The organism is Streptomyces sp. NPDC056169 (genome assembly GCF_042268445.1).
GTDB lineage: Bacteria > Actinomycetota > Actinomycetes > Streptomycetales > Streptomycetaceae > Streptomyces.
On record NZ_JBHJUO010000024.1, the window covers coordinates 93239 to 105259 of the forward strand.

At 69.9% G+C, this 12021-nt stretch carries 10 protein-coding genes; 6 read left to right on the forward strand and 4 right to left on the reverse strand.

Annotation, left to right across the window (positions count from 1 at the left end):
• Positions 1-991: 991 nt before the first annotated feature.
• From ACFC0G_RS33540 to ACFC0G_RS33555, 4 genes are all read left to right on the forward strand, one after another.
• Positions 992-2608, forward strand: a complete 1617-nt coding sequence (locus tag ACFC0G_RS33540) for an ABC transporter transmembrane domain-containing protein (RefSeq protein ID WP_376410812.1) — start codon at positions 992-994, stop codon at positions 2606-2608.
• Positions 2605-4365 (forward strand): ABC transporter ATP-binding protein, encoded by a 1761-nt coding sequence (locus ACFC0G_RS33545; RefSeq protein ID WP_376410816.1) that lies wholly within the window; start codon positions 2605-2607, stop codon positions 4363-4365. Before ACFC0G_RS33540 ends, ACFC0G_RS33545 begins: the two co-directional genes overlap by 4 nt.
• A 487-nt stretch (positions 4366-4852) precedes the next feature.
• The gene (locus ACFC0G_RS33550; RefSeq protein WP_376410910.1) at positions 4853-5065 is read left to right on the forward strand and encodes a colicin E3/pyocin S6 family cytotoxin; all 213 of its coding nucleotides are present in this window, start codon (positions 4853-4855) and stop codon (positions 5063-5065) included.
• Entirely contained in the window at positions 5062-5295 is a 234-nt protein-coding gene (locus tag ACFC0G_RS33555; RefSeq protein ID WP_376410819.1) for a hypothetical protein, read from the forward strand. Before ACFC0G_RS33550 ends, ACFC0G_RS33555 begins: the two co-directional genes overlap by 4 nt.
• Before the next feature lie 280 nt (positions 5296-5575).
• On the opposite strand, the gene ACFC0G_RS33560 is transcribed toward ACFC0G_RS33555, so the two are convergent.
• From ACFC0G_RS33560 to ACFC0G_RS33575, 4 genes are all read right to left on the reverse strand, one after another.
• Complete coding sequence (locus ACFC0G_RS33560; protein ID WP_376410822.1) at positions 5576-6625, reverse strand: NUDIX domain-containing protein; 1050 nt, start codon at positions 6623-6625, stop codon at positions 5576-5578.
• A 31-nt stretch (positions 6626-6656) separates the two neighbouring features.
• Positions 6657-7247 (reverse strand): class I SAM-dependent methyltransferase, encoded by a 591-nt coding sequence (locus ACFC0G_RS33565; RefSeq protein WP_376410825.1) that lies wholly within the window; start codon positions 7245-7247, stop codon positions 6657-6659.
• Between the two features lie 178 nt (positions 7248-7425).
• Complete coding sequence (locus tag ACFC0G_RS33570; RefSeq protein WP_376410912.1) at positions 7426-7869, reverse strand: NUDIX domain-containing protein; 444 nt, start codon at positions 7867-7869, stop codon at positions 7426-7428.
• A 165-nt stretch (positions 7870-8034) separates the two neighbouring features.
• Positions 8035-9864 carry an ATP-binding cassette domain-containing protein gene (locus tag ACFC0G_RS33575; protein WP_376410915.1) on the reverse strand — a complete coding sequence of 610 codons (1830 nt, stop codon included), beginning with the start codon at positions 9862-9864 and terminating at the stop codon, positions 8035-8037.
• Between the two features lie 482 nt (positions 9865-10346).
• Here ACFC0G_RS33575 and ACFC0G_RS33580 point away from each other — a divergent pair, with 482 nt between their 5' ends.
• Positions 10347-10907, forward strand: a complete 561-nt coding sequence (locus ACFC0G_RS33580; protein WP_376410828.1) for an NUDIX hydrolase — start codon at positions 10347-10349, stop codon at positions 10905-10907.
• A 261-nt stretch (positions 10908-11168) separates the two neighbouring features.
• The gene (locus tag ACFC0G_RS33585; RefSeq protein WP_376410831.1) at positions 11169-11552 is read left to right on the forward strand and encodes an HIT domain-containing protein; all 384 of its coding nucleotides are present in this window, start codon (positions 11169-11171) and stop codon (positions 11550-11552) included.
• Positions 11553-12021 lie beyond the last annotated feature (469 nt).

Consider the following 12021-nt stretch of genomic DNA (forward strand, 5'->3'; position numbering starts at 1 on the left):
GACGCCGATGACGAGCAGCATGATGGCCAGTGGCACGCGTAGCGAGGTCTTTGCCAGCCCCAGGAGGACCGCCCGTCAGTGCTGCCAGGGAGAGGCATCCCAGCAAAAGGACATACTCGCGGAGCCGGAGAAGCAGGATCAGCGCGCCCTCGTCTCCCGACTCGAGTCCGGCTACGGCCGCGACGCCGAGGACGACTGCCACCGTCAGCCGCAGGAAGGCCGACGGCCTGCGATATCGCGTGAAGTTCATGATCCCCCGAACGATGTGAATCACGCAGCCTGAGGGACAAGGCGGGGCAGAGGCTAGGGCCGAGGTGCGTGGCGGATCCCGCCGGCGGCGCAGGTAGGCGCGGTTTTTGCGGGAGGCGTACGCCTTGCCGGCGCGCACGCGATCGGGACGGACGCGCGGCCGGCCCGATGCGGGGCACGCGGACCGTTGCCGGCACGGGTCCGAATTGCGGTGAGCCCCCCGCTGCCCGGCCGTGATCGGGTTCGGCCCTGCTCGGGGGCGTTCACGAGTGTGTCTGACCAGGCGCTACTCGCCCCTTTGAAGATCTTTTCCCGTGGGGCGAGTGATCGTTCCCCAACAGACTGCAGTCAGTCGGCGTACTCGGCCAGGAACCTTGCTCCGGCTTACCCGATGAGGCCGAGCGGATGGCGATACGCCGAGGCGAAGGGCTCGACGTTGTCACCTTCGTTGGCGCATTGCGACCTCACGGCGTATGGCCCTTCGGTCGTATGGCATTTTCTTGCGTACGGCGCATGCAGTACCGCAGCCGGATCATTCGCTGACGCCCCTCGATCCCACGCAAGGACGGCCGAGATGATACATGGACCAGACCTGCCCGAAGGCGCGCGCCGGGTTCCTTACGAGTCCCCGGGCCTGCCGGATCATCGGAGCCCGCTGCGGTTCCTGTGGTGGCTGACGACAAGTCAGTACAGGCGGGTACTGGTCGGCACCCTATGGGGCAGTACGTGGATGTGTGCGCTCATGCTTCCGCCGTACCTGTTGTCGAAGACGATCGACGAGGGGCTCAAGGCGCGGGACACCGGGATGCTGCTCCTCTGGATCGGAGCCGTGGTCGTCACCGGGGCCGGGACAGCGATCCTCGGCATCCTGCGGCACCGCACCATGACGCGCATCCGTGTGGACGCGGCCTACCGGACGGTCCAGGTCGTCACGCGCCACGTCACCCGGCTGGGGTCGGCGCTACCCCGACAGGTGTCTGCGGGTGAGCTCACACACCTCCAAGTCGGCGACATCAGCAGGATCGCCCAGACACTGACCATCACCGGACCCGGCGTAGGTGCGGTCATCGCGTATGCCGCAACGGCCGTCCTGCTGGTCCGGATCTCGGCCGTCATCGCCGTGGTGGTCCTTCTCGGCGTCCCGGCCCTGGCCCTCACCGTCGGCCCTCTGCTGGGAAAACTGCACGGCGCCGAAAGCCGCTACCGGGAGGACCAGGGTGCTCTGACCTCCCTCGCCGGCGACATGGTGGCCGGCCTGAGCGTCCTCAACGGGATCGGCGGCAAGCCCCTGTTCGCCGGGCGGTACCGGGAACGCTCCCAGGCTCTGGTCCCCCTCGGATACCGCGTCGCTGCCATCACCAGTTGGGTCCAGGCACTCACCGCGTGCCTGCCCATGGTCTTCCTTGCCGTGGTGACGTGGATCAGCGCACGGATGGCGGCCAGTGGGGCCATCACCGTAGGTGAGCTGGTGGCGGTCTACGGATATGTTGCCGCTCTGCTGGTACCCGTCTCATCCTTGATCGAAGGGGCGGATGACCTGCCGCGCGGGCTCGTCTCCGCACGGAGGGTGGTCGACATCCTGGCGCTCGCGCCGGCTCCCGAGGAGCACCGGACCCGGCTCGACCCCCCAGCCGCTCCCGGCCTGCTGCACGACCCTGTATCGGGCCTGGTGGTGGCCCCGGGGAAAGTGACGGCTCTGGTCGGTGCCCGTCCCGACGAGCCGCGCGCCGTGGTGGACCGGCTGGCCGGCTACACGGACTCCGAGGCCTCCTGGGGGGACCTCAAGCTGTCCGACTGGGACCGCACGGCTCTCAGGCGGCACATTCTGCTCACGGACAACGATGCCTATATGTTCCCGGGCCCCCTGCGTTCCGTCGTCTCCGGCAGCACCGGCCGCTGCGACGAGGACATCCGGCGGGCGCTGCACGCCGCCGCAGCGGAGGACATCATCGACGCGCTCCCCGACAGGCTCGACACCCGCCTGGAGAATCAGGCCCGCAACGTCTCGGGAGGACAGCGCCAGCGGCTGCAGCTGACGCGGGCCCTGCTCGCGGATCCGGCAGTGCTCCTGCTCGTAGAACCGACGTCGGCACTGGACGCGCACACGGAGGCAACCGTTGCCGCCCGGGTGGCAACGCACCGGCACGGGCGGACCACCCTCGTCGTCAGCACATCGCCGCTCGTGCTCGGCCAGGCCGACGAAGTCGCCTACCTCGTGAACGGAAGGGTGCAGGCGACCGGTTCGCACGGAGAGCTCCTCGCCGACCAGCCGGGATACGCGGCACTGGTGTTCCGCGGCAGCACCGAGATCCCTGGCGAAGCCGCCGTGGCACAGCCCGTGGAAGGACAGTCCCGATGAGCAGGTCCGACAAGACGCCCCGCCTGCCGATCGCCGATGCCAGGACGGTTCGCCAGGCCGGCTGGCAGCTGTTGAGGGACGACTCGGGCGCCGTCTGCGCGATGCTGCTGCTGACGTGCCTTGCCGCGCTTGCCGGCGCGGCCGGTCCCTGGCTCCTCGGCCGCATCGTGACCAGGGTCGAGTCCGGTGACCTGTCCGTCTCCGCGGTCGACGGACTGGCCGCGGCGGTTCTGGGCTTCTCGGCGGCCCGATTGGTGTTGTCGCGCTATGCGCGAGGTCTCTCCCATCGCTTCGGCGAGCGCGCGCTCGCCAGGCTCCGCGAGGAGGCCGTCGACCGCACCCTCTCGCTGCCGGGGCGTGTCGCGGACGAGGTGAGCACCGGTGATCTGGTCACCCGTACCACCCTGGACGTCTCGACCGTCGCGGCCACGCTGCGCAATGCGGCTCCGGACATGTTCATCTCCGGCATCCAGGTCGTGTTCATCTTCGCCGCGGTCTTCCTCCTCGACCCGCTGCTCGGTCTCTGCTCGGTCGTGGGACTGCCACTCGTGTGGGGCGTGAGCCGCTGGTACCTCGCGCGCTCCCGCGACGCCTACCTCGCCGAGGGAGCGGCCGCCGGCGATGTCTCCGAGATCCTCAACTCCACCGCGCACGGCGCCCGTACCGTCGAGGCCTACGGGCTGCGCGAACTGCGGAACAGCACCCTCGACAAGGCCATCGACACCACCTACCGCGCCGGCATGCGCACCCTCTCCCTACGGACGGTGCTGTTCCCGGTCACCGAGTTCGCGCACACGCTGCCCATGGCGCTCATCCTGCTCGTGGGCGGGTTCGGCTACCTCAACGGCGCGATCTCCCTGGGAGTCGTGGTGGCGGGCAGCCTGTACATGTGGCAGCTGGTCGAACCGCTCAACCAGATGCTCATCTGGGTCGAACAACTGCAGCGCAGCGGCGCCTCGTTCGCCCGCATCAAGGGTGTCGGGCTGCTGTCGCACACAGCTGACGCTCCTGTGTCGGCCCCCGTGGACGACCTCATCGAGGTCAAGGGCGTGGGGTATTCCTACGTCCCCGGGCACGAGATCCTCAAGGACGTGGAGCTGCTGGTCCGTCCCGGTGAACGGCTGGCGGTGGTCGGCCGGTCAGGAGCCGGCAAGTCCACCCTCGCCAAGTTGCTGTCCGGTGTGGACGTCCCTGACACCGGCCACGTCCTGGTCGGCGGCGTGCCCGTCGCCGACCAGGCCGCGGCGGGCGAACTGGGCAACCGCATCGTCCTCATCACGCAACAGCACCACGTGTTCATGGGCACCCTTCGCGACAACATGACCATGGCCGCGCCCGAAGCCGACGACGAGGCCGTCCTCGCGGCCCTGAGGTCGGTGGAAGCGGACTGGGTGGCCGAACTGCCGGAGGGCCTGGACACCCCGCTGGGCTCAGGCGGAGTCGAACTGGAGGCCGCCCAGGCACAGCAGCTCACCCTGGCCAGGGTGCATCTGGCGGACCCGCACACCCTGATCCTGGACGAGGCCACGTCACTGCTCGACCCGACGACGGCCCGGCAGGCGGAGCGGGCAGTGGCCGCCGTCCGGTCGGACCGCACCGTCATCGCCATCGCCCACCGGCTGCAGACCGCGCACGACGCCGATCGCATCGCCGTCATGGAGTCCGGCCGCATCGTCGAGCTGGGCACCCACGACGAGTTGGTCGGCGCGGGCGGACCGTACTCGGACCTGTGGCGGTCGTGGAACGGCGAACGCTGAGTCTTCGGCACGGCGCACGCCCCTGGGAGTCCGCTCCCCGGGGGCGTACCCGCTTCTGCTCCCCGCCTGCTCCGGCGTGAGGCGGAGGCCGAGGCCGGAGCCGAGGAGCAGGAGGTCGACGAAGGCTGGGTCCCCGACTGGCTGGAGGAGAAGGCCAACACGGTCGGCATCTACGCCACCGAGATCTTCACCAACACCGACGTTCTGACCGCAGCCTTCGAGACCGCCCTGAACACTTACGCCATGGAAGCCGGCGTCGGCGGCATCGTCGGCGGCGGAGCGGTCTGCCTCACCAGCTTCGGCTGTCTGGCCGGGGCTCCCGCAATCGCCGTTGGCGCCGGACTGATCGTCGGCGGCGCCGTCGTGGCCCGCGGACGGCAATCCCCGGATCGACGAAGGCCTCAACGTCGCGCTCCGCAACGCACGGGCAGGACGAACGCCTCCCAGAAGGTGCAGACCGGTCCCGCGCCTACCCCGAAGGACCTGCCTGCCTTCCTGGAACCCAGCGCACCAAGTCGAAGACGCCAGTCCAGGGGGGCGTGCCCGCTGGAAGGATTCCAAGGGCAACATCTACGAGCACGACCGTCAGCACGACACGGTCGAGAAGTACAGCAAGAACGGCAAGCATATCGGGGTGTACGACTACCGCACCGGGAAGCAGACCACGCCGCGCGACCCCACACGAGAGGTGGAGAAGTGATCTACCGAATCGCCCAGTATCGCAAGACCGAGGACTTCACCGACGACCGGTGGGACGTGAGCTCGCTCTGCGAGGAAACCCTGGCGAAGATCTTCCGCATCGCACATCCTGACCATCTCGGGGACACATACCTGGTCACCGAAGAGCAGGCCACCAAGCTCGCGGTGCTCACCGGTCTCACCTTCGACCTCGACACCTGCGAGTACTTCCTCGAGCCCACGGCCGACTGACCGAAGCAGTCACTAGTTCACCGACACACGGCCCGGCGTCGTCGCCTGCACCGCGCTGGGCCATGTGCGTCCTGTCTGTGCCCCCACCCGCACCGCGCCCGCCCCCACTGCCGCGTTGCAGCCCATACCGCGCCAGCGCACTCGGCCAAGAGCACGTTCCTGTGCGAGCGTCCAGGTCTCGGCGACGGTGACGTCCTTCGTCCACTCCGCCTCGTGGCACCAGCAGGACAGCTCGAAGCGGTAGGCGCCGTGGTCGAGTTCGACGTCCTCGATCTACGACTCACGCCTCCAGCGACGGCACTCGGCCGGGGCCGATGGCGTCCTCGTGCTGCTGCGGGACGCCGGACCACCGGGTGACGAGGATGGGCACCGTCACTCGGACGACGTCGCCGACGCGGTCAAGGAGCGTGCCCAGCACCCGCACGTCGGTGGGAACGGCGACGAGACCGGCTTCTTCGGCAAGTTCCCGTACCGCGGCCTCGGCGAAGGTCTCGCCCGGCTCCACGGAGCCGCCGGGGAGCTCCCAGGTACCACGTCGATGCTTCCCCTGCAGGAGACCGTCCGGACCATGCACGATCACACCCACCCCGACGGCGGCGTGAGGCAGGGGCGGGTTGTTCGAGCGGGGCCGGCTCGGCACCCGTTCCGGACGGCGGGCCGTGTAGAGCCGGTACGACAGCGGCTGGCCGGCCTGCGGCGAGTCCATGGCCGTCACGGTGTCCACGACCAGGCCGTGGTCGACGAGGAGGTCCTCCCACAGCTGGGGTTCGAGGACCCACATGTGCATCTGGTGCTCGGCATCCGTGCCGGGCAGCCGCAGGATCTCGGGGCGCGCGGTGACGGAGTCGGACGGCCCGTCGCCGGCCGAGTTGGTGTGCAGCGCGCTGAACAGCAGCCGCCCGCCTGGCTTGAGGCCGGTGGCCAGGGCAGGCAGGAGGCGGTGCGGGTCCATGAACGGTACGCCGCTGACGGAGTAGACCAGGTCGTACGGGGCGGCTTCCAGCAGGTGGTCGACCGCGTCTGCGCATACCAGGCGCAGGCCGGGGGTGTCGGGGTAGCGGGCGAGGGCACGCTGGTCCTGCATGGAAGAGGCGTCAATGGCAGTGACGTCGGCGCCGAGGGCGGCGAGACGTGCGGCGTGCCGGCCGACTCCGGCCCCGAGGTCCAGGACGCGCATACCGGCCACCTCGCCGAGCACGTCGATGCCGGGGCCGGCCTGCAGGATGTCCCAGGCCCAGCCGTCCAGTTCCGGCAGGTCGAAGGTCCGGCCGAGCTGGTGGAGGCCGTAGAGGTTCCAGATCTCGCCGGCGTGCTTTTCGATGTCCAGCACGAGAGGTTTCCTTCCGTTCGCAGAGCGGTGGTCAGGGGTGCAGGGCGTAGCAGCGCAGGACGCCGAGGTCGGCGGTTCGCACGACGGACCAGCCGGTCGTGAGCAGTTCGGCGTCCGCGGGCGAGATCCCGAGCCCGAGGAGGGCCGGGTCGGTGGTCGTACGGCGGCCGGCGATCTCGGTGACGACCCAGAAGGTGCCGCCAGGTGCGAGGAGTCGGTGGACTCGGTCGAGGAAGGACCGCTTGTCGTCCATCCACCGGTAGACCAGGCGGCAGGCGATGAGAGCGTAGGCAGGATCCGGCAGGGTGGTGAGGTCGCTGGTGGCGAAGTCCAGGCACTGCCAGGCCGGCACCGGTCCGGGCCCGGTGTCCTGGGCGGCGGCGAGCGCGATGGCACTGGGGGAGCAGTCGATCCCCGCCGTGCGGTAGCCGAGTTTGTGCTGCAAGTAGCGGGCCAGGGCGCCGTCGCCGCTACCGACGTCGAGGGCGGGCAGGCCGCAGCCGAGGTCGAGGTGCTCGGCCATCAGCTGCTTCTCGGTCTCACACAGCTTCCGGTAGCGGCGGCCGTCGGCCCAGAGCGGTTCCCAGTAGGCGGGGCTCGCGGTGGACGTGGTGGTGGTCATGATGCTCCCTCTCGGACGGGCGGCACAGCCGGGCGGGGGGCATGGTCCGCAGAGCGCGTACGGGGGACGCCAGAAGCAGGAGGACCGGCAGGACCTGGAGGAACGACCTCGCTCCCGAGCAGGCACCGGTAGCCCGGGACCGTCCAGGCCGTGGACTTCCGCACCCCGGCGGCGACCGTCACCGGGACCCACCCCCGCCGGCCAGTTCGGGGGCGGTCACGTTGGCGTACCGGTCCCCGGCGGCGAAGCGGCGCAGGACCTCATGGGTGAAGGGGTGACAGCCCTTCGGCGGGCTGGCGGGATCGACCCAGACCAGCTCGGTGTGCGTGTCCGGCTCCCGGTTGTACGGATCGCCCTCCCACTCCCGCGCCAGGAACACGACGCCGGCCAGCCGCTCTCCGTCCGCGGCGTGCAGGTGGACCAGCTGGCAGAACTCGAGCCGGGCCGGTGGAACACGGATGCCGGTCTCCTCGACGAGTTCGCGCGCCGAGCCCTCGTCGAAGAACTCGCCGGCTTCGAGCCGGCCTCCGACGACGGTGAGCAAGTCGGGCGAGTGCCAGGAGCTGAGCTGGTGCCGGAGGGTGAGCACCCGGCCATCACCGGGACGCTGGAGCAAGACCATCACGTGGCAGATGCTCCGGTACGTCGTTTGCGGCGGGGTAGTGCCCCGGCTGGCGGTCGGTTCTTCGTCCATCGGGAGCCCTCTCGGTGAGGCGGCGGATCGGCGGATACGGGGTAGCCGCCCCGGCTGTTGCCGGCCGGGGCGGCCCAGGGCGACGGCACCGAGTCAGGCGGGACGGTTCACCTCATGGCCGGTGCGCTGCTCCAGCTCCCACAGGGTCCGGAACAGCCCGGGTTCAGCAGTGAGCTGTTCGTACGTTCCCTCCTGCACGAGGCGTCCCCGGTCGAGGACGACGATCCGGTCGGCGACGGCGACATTGGCGAGCCGGTGGGTGATCAGGAGGATGGCCCGGTCCTTGGCCAACTGCCGCAGGCCGGTGAAGACATGATGCTCAGCACGGGCGTCGAGGGCGGCCGTGGGCTCGTCCATCACGAGCAGGGCCGCCTGCCGGTGGAACGCCCGGGTCAGGACGACGCGCTGCCACTGCCCGCCGGACAGCTGATGGCCCCCGAACCACTCGGACGTCAAGAGGGTGTCGAGCCCGGACCGCAGGTCGGGCAGCATGTCCGCGGCGCCGGACGCCTCGCAGGCAGCCATGAGGGCGGCGTCGCTGGTGTCGCCCTGCCCGAGGCTGACGTTGTCGCGGAGGGTCAGCGGCAGGTAGGTGAACCGCTGCGGCGCCAGCGCGACGTGCTTCCACGCCTCCCACGGATCCATCCGCGCAGTCGTCGCATGGTCCCAGGCGACTTCCCCCGAGGTCGGCAGCAGCAGGCCGCAGATCAGCCGGGACAGCGTCGTCTTCCCCGATCCGTTCTCCCCGACCAGCGCCACGATCTCCCCGCGCCGCACCTGCAGCGACACCCCGGTGAGACTGTCCTTCTGCGCACCGTCGTACCGGTAGGTCACGTCGCGGACCTCGAACCGCTCCGGCGCCCCCGGCAGCAACTCGGAACCGCGCGAGGCTGACATTGCCTGCCCATGGGCGTTGTCGAGGAAATGCTGCCAGTCCTGCACGTACCAGCCGGTGCGGACCAGCCGGGCTCCGCCGTTGATGATGCCGCGCACGGAGCTGGTCGCCGTCTGTAGAGCGAACACCGCGCCGCCTCCGGCGGCCAGGTCCATCCGGCCGGAGACCAGGAGCCACAGCAGCGTCGCCCAGACCGCCGCCGAGGCGACGCCGCCAGCCGCCGCCCCGACCAGACCCATCCAGGCCCCGGTGCTGGCGGCCTTGCGCTCGGCGGCGTTGACCACCGCGGCGAGGCGCCGGTAGCGGCCGAGGAGGAAGGGGCCCGCGAGGCAGGCTCTCATCTCCTCGCTGGACTCCATGTAGGACATGTGCCAGCGCAGTTTGTGCAGCATCCGCCGGCGCCCCGACGTCTCCAGTCCCGCCAGATACACCACCCGCGCGGCTCGCACGTACGCGGCGGCCTGCGGCAGGCACGCCAAGAGCAGGAGGGGAAGGAGAAGGGGGTGGATCACGGCGAGGACGGTCGCTCCGGCGGCGAGGGTCGCGGTGGAGGCCAGGACGTCCTGGGCTTCCTCGACGAGGTCGGGGGTGACCTGGGCGCCGCGGTCGGCGATGTCGTAGGAGTCGTTGTAGCCGGGCTTGTTGTTCGCCGCGGCCTCGGCGCCGAGCGCCGCCTCGACCATGCTCACCTCCGCGGCCCGGGCCAGCACGGGCCGCAGCCGACCGGTCAGCCACGTCACCGTGATTCCCAGCAGGGCACGCAGCCCGGTGGCCGCGGCGACGACTGCCAGCTGCGGAGCCGCCTCCCTTAGTCGTTCGGTGATGTCGCCGGAGGAGATCAGCGCGGTGAGCGTCCCGGTGACGGCGAACAGCCCCAGGGCGGCCAGCACGCCGGAGCCGATCTGGCACGCGAGCAGCCCGGCCGTCGCGCCCCGGTCCACCTGCCAGGCCATCGTCAGCGACCGCCGTACCAACGAGGGCAGGCGCCGTGCCATCGTGGCGGCTGTCATCTGCGCGCCGGCCCCCAGCCGGGACTCGTCCCGGAACTGGAACTCCTCCTCCTGGGCGCTGCTCGTGTTCTCCGGGTGAGTTCCCCCAGCTTCGCCTGCGTGCGCCTGTTTGGATGTGCTTTCCACGGTCAAGCTGTCCCCCAGTCTCGTGGTCGGGGCCGGTTCGTGAGGCTCAACGAGCCGGCCGGGATATCGAACGTGTGTATTTCGGTCGGGCATGAAATCCCGGGATGGTGCGGGCGAAGGAGCGTGAGCGATGCATCGACCCGCTTCCCGCAACAGGAGTGCACTGAAGGGTGGTTGGCCGAAACGCCGACGATGCCGCTACGGAGGTCGCGGTGGGCGCGTTGGCGTGGAGCGACTCCGGCCCGGCTTGTAGGCTGCGGGCTTCCCCGTACACCGCGCACCTTCACCGGAGCTGACGGTGCACGTGCTGGTTTCCCGAATCTGGGCAGTTGCTCATCAGGAGTGTTCCTCCCTGGCCATCGTGGAGGTGACTCATGGCGATCACTGATTCCGATATCCCGGACGCCCTTGATGCCTATCTGCAGCGCTACCCGGACGATGCCGAGCAGCTGTCCGAGGCCCTGCGACTCCTGGAGCAGGGCCGAGGCTTCGCCTCCCGGTGTAGCTTCCCCATGCACGTGACCGTCGGTACCCTGCTTGTCCGCGACGACGCCGAGATCCTGCTCATCGAGCACCTCGCCTACGGGATCACCCTGCGGCCCGGCGGCCACCTTGAGCCGACCGATGCCGCGCTGGTCGAGGCGGCGGTCCGCGAGCTGACGGAGGAGACCGGCATCGACCCCCGCCAGGTCTCCGTGGTCTCGCCGACGCCCGTCTACGTCGAGTACGGCAAGGTGCCGGCCCGACCCCAGAAGAACGAGCCGGAGCACTACCACCTGGACATCGGATACGCCTGCACCACGATCCGCGGTGAGGTCGGACGCATCCAGGAATCCGAGGTGACCGGGGCCGGCTGGTATGCGCTGGACGTTGCCGAGCGCCTTGTCGGCCGCCGTATCGCCCGAGCGATTGGCGCGCCAGTACAGGCCGACTGACTCGGAGGCGATGCCCGGCGTTCTTCCACCCGCCTTGTGCCGGGCCGGGCGCCAGCGGTCCTGCGTCTGCGCCGCGTCACCTGATCGGGTGGGGGTTAGCGCGGGTTCGAGGGTGGCTTGGGGAATCGGACCCGCCAGCAACAACCCGTTGCTTATCGTGAGTTCGATCGTGATCGGGTGCAGTGGATTCCCGAGGGACGGTGAGCCGCGCCACGCAGGTCGGCGTCCGATCCGTCCGACGCAAACAGAAGGCGACTGACTGTGACGACCGATGATGCTGCCGTCTCCGACTTCTACTGCCACCAGGCGCTGTCCGGCCTGGTGCCGATCGAGATCGTCGCCGAGACGGACCGGGCCCTCGCCTTCCACCACACCAACGCGTCGCACCCGGTGCACATCGTGGTGATTCCGAAGGAGCACGTATCGTCGCTGACGAATCTGGGCGGTGCTGACCCGGGTCTCCTGACGGAGGTCTTCGCCCTGGTGCGCGAGGTGGCCGCCGACGTCGAGAAGGAGCATGGATCGTGCTCGGTGACCACGAACCTGGGGCTCTACCAGGAGTCCAAGCACCTGCACGTACACGTGGTCTTCAGAGGTGAGAGCCCCGAGCAGATCCTTGGCACCTACGGTCACCACGACGGCTGACGCTAGCCGCGCCGATGCCGGGGCGCTCGCGCCCACGGTGATCCGCGCGACTCGCGCGGCGGCAGCGCTCACCCGCCCCTCCTCGCCGTCCAGATGGGTCTCCAGACGGGCCCGAAGGTCGTTGGGGGAGATGAGCAGGGGAGCGAGGGCTGCCCGGTCGGTGTCGGTCAGCGGCTGGCTGTTGGGGTGTGCGGTGGTGACGGTGCGGGCCAGCCGGTCCAGCGCCGCAGTGGTTGTGTCGGCCATGCGGAAGGTCCTTCCGGGCAGGGCCTACCGGCCCTTGGGGTATCGGGTGCTCCCCGGGGGTGGGCGGGCGATGCTCGGGATGCGGTCAGGTGGTGCGGGACGGAGCCGGCGCCGGTACTGGGCCCCCGTTGGCGGTCTGGGTCCGGCACCAGGCGGCCAGGTCCGCAGCGGTGCCCAGCAGCCCATGGGCCCCGGAGGCGATGAGGTCCTCGCGGCTCGCGTA

Bases quoted from the DNA above. Each gene is read 5' to 3' on its own strand.
- ACFC0G_RS33540 (WP_376410812.1), top strand. From the start codon at position 992: ATGCTTCCGCCGTACCTGTTGTCGAAGACGATCGACGAGGGGCTCAAG.
- ACFC0G_RS33545 (WP_376410816.1), top strand. From the start codon at position 2,605: ATGAGCAGGTCCGACAAGACGCCCCGCCTGCCGATCGCCGATGCCAGG.
- ACFC0G_RS33565 (WP_376410825.1), bottom strand. From the start codon at position 7,247: ATGACCACCACCACGTCCACCGCGAGCCCCGCCTACTGGGAACCGCTC.
- ACFC0G_RS33570 (WP_376410912.1), bottom strand. From the start codon at position 7,869: ATGGTCTTGCTCCAGCGTCCCGGTGATGGCCGGGTGCTCACCCTCCGG.
- ACFC0G_RS33580 (WP_376410828.1), top strand. From the start codon at position 10,347: ATGGCGATCACTGATTCCGATATCCCGGACGCCCTTGATGCCTATCTG.